Origin of the sequence: Pseudoruegeria sp. SK021, assembly GCF_002119405.1 — a bacterium.
Taxonomy (GTDB): Bacteria; Pseudomonadota; Alphaproteobacteria; order Rhodobacterales; family Rhodobacteraceae; genus Meridianimarinicoccus.
This window is the reverse complement of record NZ_MTBG01000001.1, coordinates 32,890-53,444: the sequence shown is the minus strand read 5'-3', so window position 1 is coordinate 53,444 and position 20,555 is coordinate 32,890. Positions and strand designations below refer to the sequence as shown.

Here is a 20,555-nt window from a genome sequence, read left to right as displayed (position 1 = left end):
CGGTCACCGGTTCGCCGAGAAGGTAAAGAGCGATTGCAGCGCGAACATGACCCGGTCCAGCGCGAAGCCGATGATCCCGATGGTCAATACCGCCACGATGATCTTGGCCAGTGATTGCGAGCTGCCATTTTGGAATTCGTCCCAGACGAATTTGCCCAAGCCGGGGTTCTGCGCCAGCATTTCAGCGGCGATCAGCACCATCCAGCCCACACCAAGGCTTAGGCGTAGTCCGGTAAAGATCAGCGGCAGGGACGACGGCAGGACCAGTTTGGTGATCTTCGACCAAGAGCTCATCTTCAGCACTTTCGAGACGTTCACCAGATCCTTGTCGATGCTGGCCACACCCAGCGCGGTGTTGATCAGGGTCGGCCACAGGGAACACAGCGTCACCGTGATCGCCGAGACCAGAAAGGATTTCGAAAACATCCCGTCATTGGTGGCATAGGCGGCTGACACGATCATCGTCACAATCGGCAGCCACGCCAGCGGCGAGACCGGTTTGAAAATCTGCACCAGCGGGTTCATCGCGGCGTTGGCGGTGGGGGACAGGCCGGCAAGAATGCCAAGCGGAATGGCGATGGCGCTGGCGATCAGGAAGCCGAAGAACACGGTTTTGATCGAGGTCCAGATCTGGTCATAATAGCTGGGCGCGCCGGTATAGGCGATGTCCTTGACCTCATCCGCGCGACCTTCGGCAATCAGCTTTTCGTTGCGCTTGTCGATCTGGGCGTTGAACTTGGCTTCGCGTTCGCCCTTGGCAATCGCGTCGGCGTTCAGGTTGACGGCCTCGGTCCAGACCGCCGCCGGTCCGGGGATCGCCCCAAGCGAGGTTTGCACCGTCGGGGCCAGCACCGCCCAGACCGCCAGAAAGGTCACGATTGCCAGTACCGGAACCCCGAGCAGCCGCCAGATGTCTTTCATCTGCGCTTTGGGATTGTCGCCGGCTACGGCTTTCAGAACTGGGGTGATCCAGGCCAGTCCCAACACCTGAAACCAAGCGTCTGCCGTGTTGATGCGGGTGAACAGGCGGGCGCGGCGGGCCTCGCGGTCGGGATCGGTGAGAATGGTTGGGTCAATTGCGGACATAAAGAGGATCCTCGGGGAATGTGTGATGGGGAGGGGACGGGCCGCACTGGGGGGCGCATCCCGCAGCCGGGCTCAGCCCTGAACGTCTTCGCCAACAACCGTCTGGCTGCCCTTCAGCCCGATCGGCAGGCTGTCGAGATAGGCGTTGGGCGCGGTGCCGTCATAGGCGATGCCGTCAATGATATCGTCCGCGGGGGTCGGGGCTTTGTAGCCGTCGCTGTCCCACGGGAAGTCGGCGGCATCGGCCAGATCTTCGTCCACCAGCATCTGGGCTGCGGCCAGATAGATGTCGGGGCGATAGACGTCGCGGGCGACCTCGTCGTACCACGCATCGGTCTGCGGCTCGGCGATCTGGCCCCAGCGGCGCATCTGGGTCAGATACCAGACCGCATCGGAATAGAAGGGATAGGTCGCGTTGTAGCGGAAGAACACATTGAAATCGGGCACGTCGCGGATGTCGCCCTTTTCATATTCAAATGTGCCGGTCATCGAATTGGCGATCACGTCGGCATCCGCTCCGACATATTCTGAGCGAGACAAGATCTTGACGGCTTCGGCCCGGTTAGCATTGTCGTTCTCGTCCAGCCACATGGCGGCACGGATCAGGGCTTTGGTCAGAGCAATCGTCGTGTTGGGATACTGTTCGGCAAACTCGGCGGTGATCCCGAACACCTTCTCAGGATTGTTCTTCCACAGCTCGTAATCGGTGATCACCGGCACGCCGATGCCCTTGGCGACGGCCTGCTGGTTCCACGGCTCGCCGACGCTGTAGCCGTTGATGGTTCCGGCTTCCAAGGTCGAGGGCATCTGCGGCGGCGGCGTGACCGATAGAAACACATCTGCGGTGATCTGGCCGGTAACATTCTCGGGGCTGTAATAGCCGGGGTTGATGCCACCCGCCGCCAGCCAATAGCGCAGCTCGTAATTGTGGGTCGAAACCGGAAACACCATACCCATGTTGAAGGGGCGGCCATTGGCGTTGAACGCGTCGATCACCGGAACCAGCGCTGCGGCGCTGACCGGGTGCTGCGGGCGTCCGTCATCCATGGTCGGGATATTCGGCTTCATCATCTCCCAGACCTCGTTCGACACGGTGATGCCGTTGCCGTTCAGGTCCATTGAAAATGGCGTGACGATATGGGCTTCGGTGCCATAGCCGATGGTCGCGGCCAGCGGCTGACCGGCCAGCATATGCGCGCCGTCCAACTGGCCGTCGATCACGCCGTCCAGCAACACTTTCCAGTTGGCTTGGGCTTCCAGCGTCACAAACAGGCCTTCGTCGAGGAAATAGCCTTGCTCATAGGCAATCGCCAGCGGGGCCATGTCGGTCAGTTTGATGAAGCCGAAGGTCAGTTCGTCTTTTTCGAGGTCCAGCGCCAAGGCAGGCGCGACCATCACTGCAGAAGATGCGAGAGCCGCAAAGAGAACGTTCATGTGGGTGTCCTTGTGAAGGGCCCCGCACGAGATGGGGGTCCTGAAACAGAAAAAACGTCGACGACACAGCCTGCAAAGGTGCAGACGGTCGAGCGACGTTGCTCAAAATACCCGGGTGTATGGGAAGCTCTGTGCGCAGCATCGTTGCTCCGCGATGTCTTTAGCTTGTCTCGGTCATCCCGATTCCGGCAACCTGAAATGCGACCGGCCGGGCAAATTTGCTGCCCTGCAGCAATCGCAGGCTACCTGCTGCCAAAAAAATGATCAGATTTCGGCAGAGGGGCCAAAAATGCGCCCGTCGAAAAACCGATCTGGCGACAGAATCATGGTGCCGGTGATGGCGGGCACCGCCGTTGGCGCCGCCACAGCGCCTTCGATTTTGTCATCTGCGAGGGGAAACTCGGCACCGGTATCACGCAAATGCCTGCGGTAGAGATCGGTGCGAAAGACGTCCCGTGCTGCCGAAATGGCCATGGCCCTATCTGTGCCGGTGCGGGCGGCAAGCTGCCCTCCGATCCAAGCGGCTTGCGATTTCCATGGAAAAGTCGCACCCGGGCCGAAGAAGTCCATGAAGCCCGGCACGTCCTGTTCCAAGCCATCTGACCGGGTCACCAACCGTCCGCTCAAGGCGCGATCGATGATTTCGGCGGACACGCCCAGATAGGCGGGCTGACGCAGGATTTCGGCCGTGGTGATGCGGTTTGATGCGTTGCCCAGCCATCGGCAGGCCCGCCATACGGCGCGCATCAACCGACCGGCCAGCCGCGGTTCCGCATCGGCCCAGCCCTGGCGCACCGCCAGCACTTTTTCCGGGGCGCTGCTGCGGATCGCGCTGGTCGGCAGCAGCAATTCCCCGACGCCGGTATCGACTGCAATGGATCCCCACGGCTCGCCAACGCAAAAGGCGTCGATCTCATGCGCGGCGATGGCGGCGGCCATCAGCGGCGGCGGTACGGTGCGGATATCCAGTGATTGCGTCGCGGGCATCCCCAACGCGGCGAGCCAATAGTGCAGAAGTTCGGCATGCATCGAGAACGGGAACGGCACGCCGATGCGCAGCGGGCGTCCCAGCCCGATCAGGGCGCGGCCCGCCGTCAGGGCATTGCCAAACTCCAGCGGTGCATGCGCGTCCCTCAGTGCATGGGCAACGGCAGTCGAGACCCCGATCACGTTGCCATTGGTCGAGGTCACCGCCAACACGTCGATCCGGCGCGCCATACCGCCCAGCCCCAGCCCCATTGCCACCGGAAGCGGCGCCAGCATATGTGCCGCCTCGATCTGGCCCAGCACCAGCATATCGCGCAGGGTGGACCAACTGGGCGCGCGTCGCAGCGTCAGGGTCAGGCCTTCTTCTTCGGCAAAGCCCAGTTCCTTGGCCACGATCAGCGGGGCTGCATCCACCAAAGGGATGAACCCGGCCCGCAGTTCGGTGTAGCTCATCGCAGCATGCTCGCGGCGGTGATCAATGCCTCGGCGACATCCGCGATGCGACGGCCCTTATCCATGGCGGTCTTGCGTAGCAGGGCATAGGCGTCGTCTTCGGTCATGTTGCGACTGCGGATCAAGATGGCTTTGGCCCGGTCGATGACCTTGCGTTCTTCCAATGCCCGTTTGGTTGCATCCAGTTCGGCCCGAAGCCGATGAAACAAGTGAAACCGGGCGATGGCGGCGTCCAGCACCGGACGGATCCGGTCTGGCTGCAATCCATTGACCACATAGGCCGAGACGCCCGCGTCGACTGCCTGCTGGGTCAGCATGGTCTCGCTCTGGTCCACGAACATGGCAACCGGGCGCTCCAGCGGGCTGGAAGCCATGGTCAGTTCTTCCAATATGTCTCGGCTCGGGTTGGTCAGGTCGATTAAGACCACATCCGGATTGCATGCGGCGATGGATTCGCGCAGCCCGGTGAAGTCGGAGATCACCTGAACATGATAGGATGCCTCTGCCGACAGGGCCTCGACGATCAGTTGCGCGCGCGCGCATTCTTTTTCGATGATGACGATGGACAGGGTGTTCGGCATGGCGCGATGCCGCATCGGTTTCGTGCTGATGTAAATGCGTGGCTGGAATAAGGCGAAAAATCAAATGACGAATTGCCTGCTTTTTGGGCGAAAACCGTGAAGTGCCGGGTTTCTGTGCTGAGAGGAAACGGCAGCGCGGCAGCATGGCCCCCGACCCATCTGACGGCCCGGCGCGCAGCGCTTTCGGACAGGAAACAAGCCCAGAAACCGGGGCAAAGCGGCTCCGCCGATCGGGCGGGCCTTGTCTGGTGGCGGGCGATGTCCTAAGCCGCAACGGAATTTATCCTTCCAGAAGGTCCCCCCGTCATGCGCCTTACCCGTTATTTTCTGCCCGTCCTCAAGGAAACGCCCGCCGAGGCGCAGATTGTCAGCCATCGCCTGATGCTGCGGGCCGGGATGATCAAACAATCCGCCGCCGGGATCTATTCATGGTTGCCGCTTGGCTTCAAAGTTCTCAAGCGGATCGAAACCATCGTCCATGAAGAACAGGAACGCGCCGGTCATATCGCGATGCTGATGCCGACCCTGCAATCGGCGGATCTGTGGCGTGAAAGCGGGCGCTATGACGATTATGGTGACGAGATGCTGCGCATCACCGACCGCCAAAAGCGCGACATGCTGTACGGCCCGACCAACGAAGAACTGATCACCGATATCTTCCGGTCGAACGTCAGCTCTTACAAGGAATTGCCGCTGACGCTGTATCACATTCAGTGGAAATTCCGCGATGAGATGCGGCCCCGCTTTGGGGTAATGCGCGGCCGCGAATTCCTGATGAAGGACGGCTATAACTTCGACCTGACCAAAGAAGCCGCGCTGCACGCCTATAACCGGCATCTGGTCAGCTATCTGCGCAGCTATGAACGGATGGGCCTGCAAGCGATCCCGATGCGTGCCGATAGCGGCCCGATCGGCGGCGATGACACGCATGAATTCCTCGTGCTGGCCGAAACCGGCGAGTCGGAAGTCTTCTACGACAGCACCGTCACCGACCTGACCTTCGGTGATCGTGAGATCGACTATGACGACGTCGCCCAGTGCCAAGGCGTGCTGGAGGAATTCACCTCGCGCTACGCGCGCACCGACGAAACTCATGATGAAGCCCTGTTCAACGAAATCCCGGAAGAGCGGCGGCGCACCGCCCGCGGGATCGAGGTTGGTCAGATCTTCTACTTCGGCACCAAGTATTCCGATGCGATGGGCGCAACGGTCGTGACTGACACGGGTGAAAAGGTGCCGGTGCATATGGGCAGCCATGGCATCGGGGTCAGCCGTCTGGTGGGCGCGATCATCGAAGCCAGCCATGACGACAAAGGCATCATCTGGCCTGAAGGCGTGACGCCATTCCATTGTGGCATCGTCAATCTGAAGCAGGGCGACGCCGAAGCCGATGCCGCCTGCGAAGGTCTATACAACGCGCTGGTCGCCCGTGGTCTTGAGCCACTCTATGATGATCGCAGCGAACGGGCAGGTGCCAAGTTCGCCACCATGGACCTGATCGGGCTGCCATGGCGGATCACGGTCGGACCGCGCGGCCTGAAAAGCGGCGTGGTCGAACTGACCAGCCGGAAATCCGGTGAAAGCATCGAGATGACCCCCGAAGCCGCTGTTGCCCGGGTGGCGGAAATCTACGCCAACATCTAAGCCATCGACCCGCGCCGCCACCCATCGAACCCAAGGGTGGCGGCGCGGGAATGCCGGCCGCTATGGCCGGTGTTTTCGGCCGTGTCAGACATAGCCTTTTGCCCGGTTGGTTGACAGCGGCCGCAACCTGCGACCCCGTCCCGCTTGGGTCAAGCGCCGTCCCACAGTGCATCGCGCGATCATCTGATTTCGACGCGACCATGCAGAAGGGGCAATCGACCATTGACGCCCGGGGGTGGGTGACGGCACATGACGCTCGCCTAGACTTGTCAGGAGCCCTCCGTGAAGCCCCAATCCTCGCGCGCCCCCGCGCCGTTTTCCCGCTTTGAATGGCTGATCGCTTGGCGCTATTTGCGCGCGAAGCGGGCCGAAGGCGGTGTCAGTGTCATGACTTGGATCAGCCTGATCGGTATCGCCTTGGCGGTTTTTGCCCTGATTGCGACGCTGGCGGTGCGGGCCGGGTTTCGGGCCGAGTTCGTGGATACCATCCTTGGGGCCAACGCCCATGCCAGCTATTATTCTGTCACCTATCTGAACGAGGCCGGTCAGGCCGTCAGAACCATTCCCGATTACGAGGAAGTGGCCGCGCGGATCCGGGATGTACCCGGCGTACTGCGTGCCGCGCCTCTGGTGACGGGTGAGGTTCTAAGTTCGGCGATGGGCCGCAATGCTGGCGTGCAGGTCATGGGCATCGCGCAAGAGAACCTGTTGGCCCTGCCGCGCATCGTCGATCCGCAAACCGGCTATGGTGATATTTCGCGCTATGACGACGGCGTCGCGATCGGGTCGGGGGTTGCGCAAATCCTTGGGATTTCGGTGGGCGATCAGATCAAGTTGATTTCGCCGGACGGGGCCAAGACACCCTTCGGCACCTCGCCTCGGGTTGGGGTTTATGAGGTTGTCTATGTCTTCTCGGCGGGGCGCTGGGATATCGACCGGACCCGCATCTATATGCCGTTTACCGCCGCGCAGGACTTTTTCAACCGTGACGGGGTTGCTGATGAAGTCGAGGTTATTTTGGATGACCCCGAACAGATCGACCGGGTGTTGCCCGACCTGTGGCAGGTGGCTGGTCCCAACGGCTTGTTCCAAACCTGGAAGGACACCTCTGGCGCGTTCCTGCGGGCGCTGGATGTCGAGGACAACGTGATGTTCGTGCTGTTGTCGGTGCTGGTGTTGATCGCGGCAATGAACATCGTGTCCGGGCTGATCATGCTGGTCAAGAACAAGCAGGCCGACATTGGCATCTTACGAACGATCGGGCTGACCGAAGGCTCGATCATGCGGATCTTCTTTATTTGCGGCGCGTCGGTCGGGGTGATCGGCACGCTGGCCGGTGTGGTGCTGGGCTGTCTTTTCGCGCTGTGGATCGACCCGATCTTTGCCATGGTGAACAGCCTGTCGGGCGGTGATGTCTGGGATCCGTCGGTCCGGGGCATCTATTACCTGCCTGCACGGTTGAACCCGCGCGACGTTCTGACGGCGGTGGGCCTGTCGTTAACTCTGTCCTGTGTCGTGACAATTTTCCCAGCCCGCCGTGCGGCGCGGCTGAACCCGGTGGAGGCATTGCGTCATGGGTGATCCGGTTCTGGCCCTGAGCGGCATTGGCCGCGTCTATAATCCCGGTCAGCCGGGCGAAGTGCAGGTTCTGCGCGATCTTGATCTGATTTTGGAACCGGGCGAATTGGTGGCGTTGGTGGCACCATCGGGGTCGGGAAAATCCACCCTGCTGCATCTGGCAGGGCTGCTGGATCGGCCCGACACCGGAAGTCTGCGGATTTTGGGGCAAGACGCGGGCGCGCTGAAGGATGGTACCCGGACCCGGCTGCGTCGCTCCAGTATCGGGTTTGTCTATCAGTTCCACCATCTGTTGCCGGAATTCACGGCGCTGGAAAATGTCGTTCTGCCGCAATTGGCGGAAGGGGTGTCCACCGTCGATGCGGCCACGCGGGCGCAGGATTTGTTAACGCAGGTTGGTTTAAGCGCGCGGATGGAACATCGACCGGCGACCCTGTCGGGCGGCGAACAGCAGCGCGTGGCCTTTTGCCGGGCGCTGGCCAATCGACCACGGCTGCTGCTGGCCGACGAGCCGACTGGAAATCTGGACCCGGACACTGCCGAGCAGGTGTTTGACAGCATGCTGGGCCTGACCCGTGATACCGGGCTGGCGGCGCTGGTGGCGACCCATAACCCGGCGCTGGCGGCGCGGATGGATCGTCAACTGCGGCTGGAGCATGGCAGGCTGGTGCCCGCCTGAGCCGGGGAAAACAGCGGTCGGTTTTATGCTTTTAACGCCAGAGAGACGCCGACCGCCAGTGTCGCTGTACCGGCCAAGCGGGTCAGGCTGAGCGGGTGCAGGTGTGACAACGCCTGTGGCGCGGGGAAGGCGGCGTTAACGGGCGGCCTCGGCTGCGGCCCGGATGGCGGCAATGTTGGTGCCGTAAGGGCCGGGGTTTTCCACTGACCCGCCCCGGAAAACGGCAGACCCGGCAACCAAAACATCCGCGCCAGCCGCTGCAACCAGCGGTGCGGTGGTCACATCGACGCCGCCGTCGATTTCGATATGGATCGGGCGGTCGCCGATCATCTCGCGCAGGGTTTTGACCTTTTCGATCTGGGAATGAATAAACTTCTGACCGCCAAAACCGGGATTGACCGTCATCACACAGATCAGATCGACCATATCCAGCAAATGCGTCACCGACGATGCCGGTGTGGCTGGATTCAGCGCCACCCCGGCTTTGGCCCCGGCGGCGCGGATCGCCTGCAAGGTGCGGTGGATGTGCGGCCCGGCCTCGACATGCGCGGTGACAATGTCGGCCCCGGCTTCCACGAACGCGTCGATATAGGAATCTACGGGCGCGATCATCAAATGCACATCCATGATTCCCTTGATATGGGGCCGGATGGCTGCGCAGGTCGCGGGACCGAAGGTGATGTTCGGCACAAAATGGCCGTCCATGACATCCACATGAACCCAGTCGCAGCCTTGGGCCTCAATGGCGGCGCATTCGGCCCCGAAATTGGCGAAATCAGCGGCGAGGATCGACGGGGCGATCTTAATGGACCGGTCAAAAGTCATGGCGCAGGCTCCTGCAAGGGGGACGCATGGGGGGCTCGGCACCGGGTTAGCGCCCCTTCGCGGCAAGGTCCAGCCTCTCGGACGGGCGTGGCATCTGGCATGTTGATGGACTGTCGGTTGCCAGAGCCGCCATTGACCCTTGCAACGGATCAAAGGGGCCAATAAAAGGGCCCGTGATTTTTGACACCCCGCCACGGGGGCTGTTCCCCTGTGGAAATGGACGAATGAGGACACCAGAATGCAGGTCACCGAGACCCTGAACGACGGCCTGAAGCGCGGCTACTCGATCACCGTAACCGCCGCCGAACTGGCCGCGAAAGTGAACGACAAGCTGGCCGAGGCGCAGCCCGGCATCGAAATGAAAGGCTTTCGCAAGGGCAAGGTGCCCATGGCCCTGCTGAAAAAGCAGTTCGGCCCCCGGGTGCTGGGCGAAGCGATGCAGGAAAGCATCGACGGCGCGATGACCAAGCATTTCGAAGAAACCGGCGATCGTCCTGCACTTCAGCCCGACGTCAAAATGACGAATGAGGACTGGAAAGAAGGCGACGATGTCGAAGTGACGCTGTCGTACGAAGCTCTGCCTGATGTGCCGGAAACGGATCTGAAGGCCATTTCGCTGGAACGTCTGGTTGTAAAAGCCGATGACGCGTCGGTCGACGAAGCATTGGCCAGCCTTGCCGAAACCGCCAAAGACTTTGGCGATCGCGACGAAGGTGCGGCTGCGGAAGATGGCGATCAGGTTGTGATCGATTTCTTGGGTAAGGTTGACGACGAAGCCTTCGAGGGCGGCGCTGCCGAAGATTACCCGCTGGTTTTGGGGTCGAACTCGTTCATCCCCGGCTTTGAATCGCAACTGGTTGGCGCCGTCGCAGGCACCGACGTTGAGGTGAAGGTCAGCTTCCCCGAGGATTACCAAGCCAAGAATCTGGCCGGTAAGGACGCGGTCTTTGAGTGCAAGATCAAAGCGGTGAAAGCCCCCAAAGCGGCTGAGCTGAACGATGAGTTGGCCAAGAAATTCGGCGCCGAGGATTTGGCTGCTCTGAAAGGTCAGATCACCGAGCGTCTGGAAGCCGAATACGCCGGTGCCGCCCGCGCTGTTATGAAGCGCAGCCTGTTGGACGCGCTGGACGGTGTCGTCAGCTTCGATCTGCCCCCCAGCTTGGTTGACGCCGAAGCCGGTCAGATCGCGCACCAGCTGTGGCACGAAGAGAACCCGGACGTTCAAGGCCACGATCATCCGGAAATCGAAACCACCGACGAGCACCGCAAACTGGGCGAGCGTCGCGTGCGTCTGGGTCTCTATCTGGCCGATCTTGGTCAGAAGAATGAGATTCAGGTGTCCGATGCCGAGATGACCCAAGCGATCATGGCTCAGGCACGTCAGTACCCGGGACAAGAGCGTCAGTTCTTTGAATTCATTCAAAAGAACCAACAGATGCAGCAGCAGTTGCGTGCGCCGCTGTTCGAAGACAAAGTTGTAGATTACATCTTCGAACTGGCGACCGTGACCGAGAAAGAAATCTCGAAAGACGACCTTCAGAAGGCCGTTGAGGCGCTGGAAGACGAATAAGGTCGATCCGACCTTTAGATTTAGAAAGGGCCGCGCTTGCGCGGCCCTTTTGCGTTGATCGTCAGCCGCCCGAGACCACTTCGGCGACGACAGCAAGGCAATCGCCGGGGGCAATCAGCCCCGGGAAGTGCCGGGCGGCCAGAATCCCGCCGGACCGGGCTGTGACGATGCGCGGGGCGGTGCCGCTGCGATCAGAGGGCCAGATTCGCGCCAAGGGTTCCCCCGTCTTGACCGCGTCGCCCAGATCGACAAGGCATTCGACCAAGCCGCCATATTCGGCCAGATGGTAGCAATCGCCTCGGGTTGTATCGATTTCGATGCTCGGCTCCAGAACCGGTGCTGCATCGGTCAGAATGCCAGCGTAGCGCAGAAAATTCCGGGCGCCTTTCTTGGCATAGCCGGCCGAACGCGCAGTTGCGGTGCCGCCGCCGCCCAATTCCGTCGAGACAAAGATTTTTCCGGCCTCTTCGGCGGTGGTGTCATACATGCCGACGGCGTCAATCTCGCGCAGGGTCATTGCGTAGGGCGCGTTGAAGGCGTGCATGGCGGCGATACAGGCCTCTTGCTGGTTGCCGTCGTCCAACAGATGCGCCGCCGCAAAGGGCACGAAATCCAACGTTTTGCCGCCGGAATGGAAATCCAACACGTAATCTGACATCGGCAGAAGGGTGCGGGTGAAATAATCCGCGATTTTTTGCGTCGGCGTGCCGTCCGGCTTGCCCGGAAAGCTGCGGTTTAGATTGCCGCCATCAAGGGGCGAGGTGCGGCGCGCGGCATGAAATGCCGGGGTGTTCATGAAGGGCACGATGATGACCCGGCCCTCAATGCTGGCAGGGTCCAGATCATGCGCCAGCCCTTGCAAGGCAATGGGGCCCTCATATTCATCGCCATGATTGCCGCCGGTCAACAGGGCCGTCATGCCGATGCCGTTTCGAACCACCGTGATCGGGATCATGATGGACCCCCAGGCAGAGCTGTCGCAGCTATAGGGCAACCGGAGAAATCCGTGGTGAATGCCATCCTGATCGAACGGCACCGTGGCGGTGATTGGGTTCGGAGGCAAAAGCGCGGACATCAGGACTTCACCAACAGTTTGCGCGGCACATTGGCCAGACATTCCGGGGCGCCGTCCTGAATGACGATGCTTTCGGTGATCTCAAAGCCGAAATTGTCCAGCCAGAGGCCGGTCATGAAATGGAAGGTCATGCCGGGTTTCAGAATGGTCCGGTCACCCGCGCGCAGTGAACAGGTGCGTTCGCCCCAGTCGGGCGGATAGGACAGGCCGATGGGATAGCCGGTGCGGTTGTCCTTCACGATGCCGTATTTTTGCAGGACGTTGAAGAAGGCAATGGCGATATCCTCGCAGACATTGCCGGCGCGGGCGGCTTCTAGTCCCGCCTCCATGCCTTCAAGAACCGCCTTTTCGGCGTCGAGGAATTGCTGGGTTGGCTTGCCCAGAAAGACGGTGCGGCTCAGCGGGCAGTGATAGCGCCTGAAGCATCCGGCGATTTCAAAGAACGTGCCTTCGCCGGTCTTCATTTCCTTGTCGTCCCACGTCAAATGCGGCGCGGCGGCGTCGGTTCCCGAGGGCAGCAGCGGCACGATAGCGGGATAGTCCCCACCAAAACCCAACTCCTCATCATAGCGCAGGGCGGCGTCATAGATGTCGGCCACCAGATCGCATTTGCGCATGCCGGGCTCGACCTTTTCCGCGATCCGTTCGTGCATCCGCTCGACGATCCGGGCGGCTTTGCGCATCCGGTCCAATTCAGCAGGAGATTTGACCCCGCGCAGCCAGTTCACCAGCCCGGTGGCATCCACCAATGGATCTGGCAACCCGGCGCTGAGCGCCTGAAACCCCTTGGCCGAGAACCAGTAATTGTCCATCTCGACGCCGATCCGACCCTTGTGCCAGCCGCGCTCGGTCAGCTTGGCGGCCAGATAGTCCATCGGGTGCCGTTCGGTCGATTGCACGAAGAAGTCGGGATATCCGATCAGGTCCGGTTCTTCCATATAGACGGTGCGGAGCGCGCCTTGTGCGTCCTGTTCGCGGCCAAACCAGACCGGGGCGCCGGTGGCACTGACCACCACCGCTTGGTGGACATAGAAGGACCAGCCGTCATAGCCGGTGATCCACGCCATGTTCGACGGATCGCAGGTGATCAAGGTGTCGATCCCGGCTGCCTCCATGGCGATGCGCACCTTGGCTAGGCGACTTTCATATTCGGCATCCGAGAAGCGGAAGGTATCGACAATGGCCATGGTATCAGCTCTCCAATGTGGTCCCGAGACCGTCGCGCAGGGCGCAGGTTCGGGCATGCGTGGCGATGGCAGTGTCCTGAACGCCGGTGCCGGTCAGGTCTGCGATTGTGATTTGGTCGGGTGTGGTTCGTCCCGGCGCCGTTCCGGCAACCACCGCGCCCAGTTCGGCGAAGTCTTGATCGGCGGAGACGACGCCTGCCGCGATGGCGCTGCGCAGTTCGCCCAAAGCCCGGGTCTGGCTGAGGCGGTCGGGCACATAGAGGTCGGCGCGGGTCAGGCAGGCCGGGTCCAGTTCGGACTTGGTGTGCTGGTCCGCGCCCATGGCGGTGACGTGCTGGCCGGGTCGCAGCCAGTCGGCCATTAAGATCGGAGCGGTCGCGGGGGTGGTGGTAACGATGATGTCAGCCCCCTCCATGGCGGTGGCAGGGTCGGGGCAGGCTGTGACCGCGATGCCAAACTCGGCTGTCAGGGATGCCGCCAGAGCCTCTGCCGCGTCGGTCCGGCGGCCCCAGATCGTGGCACTGGCAATCGGGCGCACCAAGCACAGGGCCTGAAGCTGCAAGCGCGCCTGCAGCCCGGTGCCAAAAATCGCAGCCCGGGTAGCATTGGGGCGCGACAGGTGGCGGGCCGCTACGGCACCGGCCGCAGCCGTGCGCACATCGGTCAGGTAACCGTTGTCGAGCAACAATGCCTCGACCTGTCCGGTCCGGGCCGAGAACAGCACCATTAGCCCCGAGGTCGAGGGCAGGCCGATCTTGGGATTGTCGAAAAAACCCGGCGAGATTTTCAGCGCAAAACTGTCCAGCCCGGGAACGTAGGCGGTCTTCACATCGACCTCGCCGTTGAATTCGGCGATCGCCATGGACAAGATCGGCGGCATCACGACTCCGCCGCCCGCCAGCGCCCGAAAGGCATCTTCGACACAGCCGATGGCGGTTCGGTCCAGCGGCACTGCTTGGCGCAAGTCCGCTTCGGTCAGGATGCGGATGCTGGGCATCAGGCGGTGTCCTTGGCGATGTCCACATCTTCGCCCGAGATGATCCGGTGATGCAGCCCCATGTCGATGTTTTGCCCGCTCAGTAAGGCCAGAACCGGTCCGTCCGGTGCCGTGACTTTTCCGGCCAGTATCGCCGCGACCCCGACGGCACCGGAACCTTCGACGATCTGGCGTTCCTGCCAATAGCAGTGGCGGATCCCGGCGGCGATTTCAGCCTCGGTCAACAAGATCACATCGTCGACCAGATCCCGGACCATTTGAAAGGTGAACCGATTGTCCAAGCCGATGCCGCCGCCCAGACTGTCGGCGAGGGTGGGTTCTTCGGTCACGTCGACAGGGTGCCCGGCAGCAAGACTGGCCTGCATTGCCGCGCCCCGTTCCATGCAGACACCGATGACCCGAACCTGCGGCAGACGGGATTTTAAAGCAAGGGCCATGCCCGCGATCAGCCCGCCGCCCGACAATTGCACCAGAACGGTTTTGACGTCAGGCAAAGCGTTGGCGATTTCCAGCCCCAAGGTGCCTTGGCCTGCGATGATGTGCGGATGATCGAATGGCGGGATCATGGTCATGCCGCCCGCGACCCGGCGGTCCACCGCCTTTTGCGCCTCGTCTTGGCTGCGCCCTTCGATCAGAACCTCGGCCCCTTCGGCGCGAATCCCGTCGATCTTGTTTTGTGGCACCAGTTCGGACATGGCGATGACGCAGCGCACGTCCGCATCGGCACAGGCCCGGGCCAGACCGCGCCCGTGATTGCCGGTTGAGACGCCGATCACTCCGGCGGCGCGCTCGGCGGGGCTGAGATGGGCGACGGCGTTGCTCGCGCCGCGAAACTTGAAGCTGCCGGTAATCTGCTGGTGTTCCAGTTTCAGGTGAACCGGAACACCAAGGCGGGTGCTGAGGCTGGGTGAGGCCTCAATCGCGGTGGGGCGGATCAATCCGGTCAGCGTTTGCGCGGCGCGCGCGATATCGGCGGCGGTGATGGGGTTGGTCAGGGCAGACATCAGAGGGCCTCGGTACGGTGATGACGGAACAGTCGGCCCGGCGCAGTGCCGGATGGGGCGAGTCCAGACACCCGAAGCACTTGCCATAAGCCCGCCAGATTGGATGACAGAACTGGCTTGCCCAATTGCGCCTCAAGCGCGTCGATTACGCCCAAGGCGGGCATCGCGGTGCAGGATAGGAACAAGGCCTCGGCGTCGGGGTGATCGGCGGCCAGCGCGGCATCGATGATGGTTTCGGGTGTTAGCCGCGCCATGTCACGGTCATCTTCCAGCCCCAGACAATGCGCCCGCATGACTCGGTGTCCGTTTTGATCGAAAAAGCCGACCATTGGCTCCGTGGTTTCCGGCAAATACGGGGTGAATAGAGCAATAGGGCCGACCCCTAGGGCGGCCATCGCGGCAAGGGCGCCGCTGGTCGGGGTAACCACAGGCACGCCCGGACGCGCGGCACCCACGGCCTCAGAAACAGTGGTATCGCCGATGGCAATGGAGGCCGACGTGCAGGCGTAATAAATCGCGGCCAGCGGCTCGTCTGGGATCAGCAGATTGGCCGCGTCGGTCAGGCGCGGCAGCATCCGGCGCAGGTTGTCGGGTGTGGTCGGATTTTCAAACGCCACCCGCGCTACATGCAGCGCTGCCCGGTCCTGCGGGATCAAGTGGGCGGCATCCCGTTCCGTGGTCAGATCGGTGGCTAGGGCGATCAGCCCCAGACGGGTGACGGCGGACCGGTCGATATAGGCCGGCGGGGTGGTCGACAAAAGCACGTCGCAAGTCTGCGGCATTGGGGTGGTCCGTCATTGATGCCTTTAAAAAGGCAGGGGTGGGGTCATTTGGCGAAAGCCAGATCGCGCAGGAACAGGGCAATTTGCGGGAAGAAGATCAGCGCGACCGAAACCCCGAGCAGCATGACGATAAACGGCGGCGTCCCTCTGATGACCTCTAGGTAAGGTCGTTTGAAGACCGCGATCGCCGTAAATATATCGCAGCCAAAGGGCGGTGTGGCCGAACCGATCGCCACCTGCAAGGTCACAATCGTGCCGACCAGAACCGGGTCCAAGCCGGCGCTTTTGACCACGGGCGCGAAGACCGGAACCAGAACCAAAATTACCACAATCGGATCGACGAACATGCATCCGATGAAAAAGGCGATAGAGATGACGGCCAGCACGCCATAGCGGCCCATCTCGTCAATGCCGATGGAGCCAAGGATGGCCTGCGGGATTTGGGCAAAGGAGATTACCCACGAGAACGCGGCCCCCGCGGCGACAAGGATGAAGACAACCGCAGTAATCAAGCCGGTGGATTTGGCGGTGCTGTAGACATCGCGCAGTGACATTGACCGGAACACCACAACCTCAAGGATCAGGGCATAGAGCACACAGGCGGCCGCGGCCTCGGTCGGTGAAAAGACGCCGCCATAAATGCCACCGATGATGATGACTGGAAAGCCCATGGGCCAGATTGCCTGCTGGACCGCTACCAGCCGTTCGCGCCAGGATGCTTTCGGTTCGGTCGGCACGTTGTTGCGAATCGCGTAAATGACCGAATAGATCGAGAATAGGGTCAGGATCAGCAGGCCGGGACCAATGCCTGCGATGAACAGTTCCGAGATCGATGTGTTCGAGACCACGCCGTAGATGATCATGCCGATGGAGGGCGGGATCAGAAAGGCAATGTCCGATGAATTGACGATCAAGGCCAGAACAAAGCTGTCCTTATAGCCTGCCTTCAACATCCGCGGACGCAGGGGACTGCCCACCGCAACCACGGTCGCTTGGGTGGAGCCTGAGACCGCCCCGAACAAGGTGCAGGCCGTCGCCGCCGAAACTGCAAGCCCGCCTTTGACGTGGCCGATAAACTTCATCACCATATCGATCAGACGGTCGGCAGATTGGCCACGGGTCATGATGTCGGCGGCGAAGATGAACATCGGCACGGCGATCAGCGAGGCGGGCCGAATTCCGGCCATGAACTGCTGAATCATCGTTTCCATCTGCGAGAAGCCGTTCAGCATCGTATAGAAGCCGACGAACGCACCGATGATCAGCGGGATCATCATGGGAAAGCCCAAAAGCAGCAGGATGAACATGATCGAGAAGATGGTCAAAGCCATGAATGTGTCTCCTCAGACCGCGGTGGTGTCGTCGGTGTCGTAGCCCTCAAGCACCGTCGTCGAGATATAAATGTCGGGGGAGGTCAGGTTCTTGATCGCAGTCAGCAGGTACTGCATTCCTGTCATGAAAAATCCGACCGGCACCCAGATCAGCGTCCACCAGACCGGCACTTGCAGGGATGGCAGCACCCGGCCTCGGCTGGCTTGGGTGCCGATATAGGCAATGGCGAAATAACACAGGCCGAACATCACCACGGCGGTGATCAGCGTGATGCAGACCATCATCACTTTTCGCCCTTTGGGCGGTACCGCGTCATAGATCGCGGACATGCGGATATGGCGGCCCTGGCGGGCGGCATAACTGATCCCGGCGAAGGTGATCAGGATGATCAGAATGCGGTTCAGTTCCTCGGAAAAGAATAGACTGTTTTGAAACAAGAAGCGGCCCAAGACATTCGCCACGGTATTCAGGGCCATGAGCAGGACGCCCACGGCCAGCATAACCGATTCAATGCGGGCGATCAGATTGTCGATGACACCCAGCACGCCGGGCAGCGTGGATTGGGGCGCGGGGCTGTCGGGGCTTTCGGTCAAAGGAGGGTCCTAAAGGTCCGAGGAAGGGGGGTGCCCCGGCAAGGCCAACCTGCCGGGAGCGGGACGTGTTACTGCGCTGCAGCGGCCAGATCGGCCTTCATCTGCTCCAGAATCGCTTTGCCGCTGTCACCGGTCATTTCGATGAATTTCGCTTCGACCTCGGCTGCCGCATCCACGAAGCAGCTGCGCTGCTCTTCGGTCAGAACGGTCACTGTCATTTCAGGCTTTGCTTCCATGATCTTGGCCAGTTCGGTTTCGGCCAGACCTTTTTGGTACTCGACGATGAAGTCATAGGCTTCGGTCGACGCGTCCTGAATGACCTTCTGATCCGCCTCGGACAGGCCGTCATAGAAATCCTTGTTGGCCATCACAGCGGTGGTGAAGTTATTGTGGCCCGCATAGGTGATGTGGTCGGTCACTTCGTACATCTTGGTCGAGTACAGGAAGAACGTCGGGTTCTCTTGCCCCTGAATGATGTTGGTCTGCAGACCGCCATAGACCTCGCCCCAAGGCAGCGGAGTTGGCGTGGCACCAAAGGCCTTATAGGATTCAACCAGCAGCGGGTTGGTCATGACCCGGAATTTGACCTGATCCAGATCGGCGCAGGTGGTCACCGGCTCTTTGGTGGTCATCGCGACTTCGCCCTCGGGGAACATGCGCAGCAGTTCAAGGCCTTGCGCGGCGTAGAGGTCTTGGAAGTCTTCGTTGATGGCTTTGCTGTCGCGATAGAAGCGGGCGAGCTGCTCTTGATCGGTCGGCAGCAGGTAGGGCACGAAGAACACCTGCGCTTCGGGGATCAACGAGCCGGTGAAGCCCGGCGACTGGTCAACGAATTGCAGGATGCCAGCCTGTGCCTGTTCCATGATGTCTGCGGACTCGCCCAGTGTCCCAAAGGGGAACAGCTGAAGTTCATGGTCGCTGTTGGCTTCGATGTAATCTTTGAACTTCTGGGCGTATTGACCCTGAACTTCGTCAAGGGATTCCTCAAAGGCATAGCGCCAAGTGTCTGCGGTGGCAGCGCCGCTCGCGGCGATCAGCGCGAGGGTGGCCACGGAATTGGCGAATGTACGCATCTTCATGAAATTTTCCTTTTGGTTTGGCGCGCCGGATCAGGATGATCGGCACAGCCATACGATTTTGGTCCGGAACCCGAGGGGCCTCAGGAATGCCGGAAGACGGCAAAGCCGAGCCGTGATGAATGGTAGCGTTGGAAGATCGTGAAACCAAGTCAATTTTTTTATTGAATCAGGACAATGCGGTTAGAGGTGTTTCCTGCGGGTTTGGCCTGTCTGCCTAAATCTCAAGCACGGCGGGCTCTGCGGGGCTGCGGATTAGTCGGGAAATGACCTTAAGCGCATGTTCCAGATCGGCCTCGGTGCCGCCACCAAGGCAAATTCGAACGGCTGGGGTGCGCAAAGGGCCATTGGTCGTGAAATGCGATCCCCCGGCGACTGCGATGCCGTCATGACGGGCAAGGGCGACGAAATCATGCTCTTCCCACGTGCCGAGCAGCGGCAACCAGACGTGCAATCCATAAGGGTTGGCGGAAAACTCCAACCCCTCCAGCACCCGTGCGGCAATTTGATTGCGCCGTTTCAGCTGCGCACGCTGCCAGTCTAGCAGGTCGCCGGCGGTGCCGTTTTTGATCCAGCGCGAGGCGCTTTCAGCGATGAGCGGGCTGGCCATCCAGTTGGTCACGAGATGCCGATTTCGCACGGCCGAGACTTTGGATGCCGGGGCCACCAGCCACGCCATACGCAGGCCGGGCAACACGCATTTCGACAGTCCGGTAAAATAAAACACCCGTTCCGGGGCCATGGCCGCGAGCGGGGCAAGGCGGGTCGGATCCAGCGGCCCCCACGAGTCGTTTTCCACGATCCAGATATCGTGTTTCCGCGCCACTTCGATGACCTGCTTGCGCCGCTCAAGCCCCATGACGGCGGCGGCAGGGCCGACCCCGGCGGGTTGCACCAATACGGCGGCGACCGGCCCATTTTCACAAGCCCGGTCAATCGCTTGTGGCAGAATTCCTTGCTTGTCCATCGGCAGGCCGCTCAGCTTCAATCCCAGCGCGGAGGTCAGCGACGGCAAGGTGTGGTGGCCCAATTCCTCGGCCAGAATTAGATCGCCCGGTTTGGCGGCTGACATCAGCGCGACGGTCATCGCCGAGGTGTTTCCGTTGGTTGGCAAGACTCGTTCAGAATCCACCACTAGGCCACACTTCTCAAGCCACGACAGCGCGATCCTACGGTGATCTTGCAGCGCTGCATTGGGCCGGAACGAAAACAACGCATCATGCGGCAGGTTGTCGGCAAGGTCGCGAAACAGCCGGGTTGCAGCGTCGGCATGCCGGTCGCCGGTCACGGGCACCAGCAACGAACAATCGATCAAATCTTCGCCGCGATGCGGGCGTTGCCACGGCAATCGCGCATCCGAGGTGCCGGCCATGACAAAACTGCCGCGACCGACGGCGGCGGTGATCACGCCCAGACGCGCCAGTTCTTCGTAAGCGCGACTGACGGTCTGCACGCTGAGGCCAAGATCGAAGGCTAGGGCCCGATGGGTGGGCAGCCGGGTTCCGGCCGGAACTTCACCGGCGTCGATCGCTTGGACCAGCCTCTGAGCGAGGGAATGATAGGCGGGACGAGATAGCTCTTCGCGTTTTGGTGGCCATATTGTCATGATTCAATTATGAGTGGGCGGCAAGGGTTTGACAAGGAATTCTGACCCGGCCTAGGTGAGGGCATG

At 61.2% G+C, this 20,555-nt stretch carries 18 protein-coding genes; 4 read left to right on the top strand and 14 right to left on the bottom strand.

Going from position 1 to position 20,555, the window contains the following annotated elements; all coding sequences use genetic code 11:
- Positions 1-3: 3 nt before the first annotated feature.
- The 4 genes from BV911_RS00230 to BV911_RS00215 form a co-directional block, all read right to left on the bottom strand.
- Positions 4-1,086, bottom strand: a complete 1,083-nt coding sequence (locus BV911_RS00230) for an ABC transporter permease (RefSeq protein ID WP_086051576.1) — start codon at positions 1,084-1,086, stop codon at positions 4-6.
- Positions 1,087-1,158: 72 nt separating this feature from the next.
- Positions 1,159-2,520: a CmpA/NrtA family ABC transporter substrate-binding protein gene (locus tag BV911_RS00225; protein ID WP_086051575.1), complete on the bottom strand. Its 1,362-nt coding sequence runs from the start codon at positions 2,518-2,520 to the stop codon at positions 1,159-1,161.
- A 264-nt stretch (positions 2,521-2,784) separates the two neighbouring features.
- Positions 2,785-3,960, bottom strand: coding sequence for a CmpA/NrtA family ABC transporter substrate-binding protein (locus BV911_RS00220; protein WP_086051574.1), 1,176 nt, complete (start codon positions 3,958-3,960; stop codon positions 2,785-2,787).
- On the bottom strand, positions 3,957-4,541 hold the full coding sequence (locus BV911_RS00215) for an ANTAR domain-containing response regulator (protein ID WP_086051993.1): 585 nt from the start codon (positions 4,539-4,541) through the stop codon (positions 3,957-3,959). Before BV911_RS00215 ends, BV911_RS00220 begins: the two co-directional genes overlap by 4 nt.
- 306 nt (positions 4,542-4,847) lie before the next feature.
- Between BV911_RS00215 and proS the strand changes: the two genes are divergently transcribed.
- The 3 genes from proS (at position 4,848) to BV911_RS00200 (ending at position 8,442) form a co-directional block, all read left to right on the top strand.
- A complete protein-coding gene (proS, locus tag BV911_RS00210; protein WP_086051573.1) occupies positions 4,848-6,185 on the top strand; it encodes a proline--tRNA ligase in 1,338 nt (445 codons plus the stop codon).
- Positions 6,186-6,467: 282 nt separating this feature from the next.
- The gene (locus tag BV911_RS00205; RefSeq protein ID WP_086051572.1) at positions 6,468-7,766 is read left to right on the top strand and encodes a lipoprotein-releasing ABC transporter permease subunit; all 1,299 of its coding nucleotides are present in this window, start codon (positions 6,468-6,470) and stop codon (positions 7,764-7,766) included.
- Complete coding sequence (locus tag BV911_RS00200) at positions 7,759-8,442, top strand: ABC transporter ATP-binding protein (protein WP_086051571.1); 684 nt, start codon at positions 7,759-7,761, stop codon at positions 8,440-8,442. Before BV911_RS00205 ends, BV911_RS00200 begins: the two co-directional genes overlap by 8 nt.
- Positions 8,443-8,577: 135 nt before the next feature.
- Here the strand turns inward: BV911_RS00200 and rpe are convergent, their stop codons facing one another.
- The gene (gene rpe / locus BV911_RS00195) at positions 8,578-9,267 is read right to left on the bottom strand and encodes a ribulose-phosphate 3-epimerase (protein WP_086051570.1); all 690 of its coding nucleotides are present in this window, start codon (positions 9,265-9,267) and stop codon (positions 8,578-8,580) included.
- Between the two features lie 238 nt (positions 9,268-9,505).
- Here rpe and tig point away from each other — a divergent pair, with 238 nt between their 5' ends.
- Complete coding sequence (gene tig, locus BV911_RS00190; RefSeq protein ID WP_086051569.1) at positions 9,506-10,837, top strand: trigger factor; 1,332 nt, start codon at positions 9,506-9,508, stop codon at positions 10,835-10,837.
- 61 nt (positions 10,838-10,898) lie between these two features.
- Here the strand turns inward: tig and doeB are convergent, their stop codons facing one another.
- From doeB to BV911_RS00145, 9 genes are all read right to left on the bottom strand, one after another.
- Positions 10,899-11,912: a N(2)-acetyl-L-2,4-diaminobutanoate deacetylase DoeB gene (gene doeB, locus BV911_RS00185; protein ID WP_371587675.1), complete on the bottom strand. Its 1,014-nt coding sequence runs from the start codon at positions 11,910-11,912 to the stop codon at positions 10,899-10,901.
- Positions 11,912-13,099 (bottom strand): ectoine hydrolase DoeA, encoded by a 1,188-nt coding sequence (gene doeA, locus BV911_RS00180; protein WP_086051568.1) that lies wholly within the window; start codon positions 13,097-13,099, stop codon positions 11,912-11,914. Before doeA ends, doeB begins: the two co-directional genes overlap by 1 nt.
- 4 nt (positions 13,100-13,103) lie before the next feature.
- Complete coding sequence (eutC, locus tag BV911_RS00175) at positions 13,104-14,096, bottom strand: ectoine utilization protein EutC (RefSeq protein WP_086051567.1); 993 nt, start codon at positions 14,094-14,096, stop codon at positions 13,104-13,106.
- Complete coding sequence (gene eutB, locus BV911_RS00170) at positions 14,096-15,091, bottom strand: hydroxyectoine utilization dehydratase EutB (protein WP_371587766.1); 996 nt, start codon at positions 15,089-15,091, stop codon at positions 14,096-14,098. Before eutB ends, eutC begins: the two co-directional genes overlap by 1 nt.
- Positions 15,092-15,099: 8 nt before the next feature.
- Positions 15,100-15,882, bottom strand: coding sequence for an aspartate/glutamate racemase family protein (locus tag BV911_RS00165; RefSeq protein ID WP_086051565.1), 783 nt, complete (start codon positions 15,880-15,882; stop codon positions 15,100-15,102).
- A gap of 44 nt (positions 15,883-15,926) precedes the next feature.
- Positions 15,927-17,213 carry a TRAP transporter large permease gene (locus tag BV911_RS00160; protein WP_086051564.1) on the bottom strand — a complete coding sequence of 429 codons (1,287 nt, stop codon included), beginning with the start codon at positions 17,211-17,213 and terminating at the stop codon, positions 15,927-15,929.
- Positions 17,214-17,225: 12 nt separating this feature from the next.
- Positions 17,226-17,807: a TRAP transporter small permease gene (locus tag BV911_RS00155; RefSeq protein ID WP_240512085.1), complete on the bottom strand. Its 582-nt coding sequence runs from the start codon at positions 17,805-17,807 to the stop codon at positions 17,226-17,228.
- Positions 17,808-17,875: 68 nt separating this feature from the next.
- Positions 17,876-18,886 (bottom strand): TRAP transporter substrate-binding protein DctP, encoded by a 1,011-nt coding sequence (gene dctP, locus BV911_RS00150; protein WP_086051563.1) that lies wholly within the window; start codon positions 18,884-18,886, stop codon positions 17,876-17,878.
- 214 nt (positions 18,887-19,100) lie between these two features.
- Positions 19,101-20,489: a PLP-dependent aminotransferase family protein gene (locus BV911_RS00145; protein ID WP_205963779.1), complete on the bottom strand. Its 1,389-nt coding sequence runs from the start codon at positions 20,487-20,489 to the stop codon at positions 19,101-19,103.
- Between the last annotated feature and the right edge of the window lie 66 nt (positions 20,490-20,555).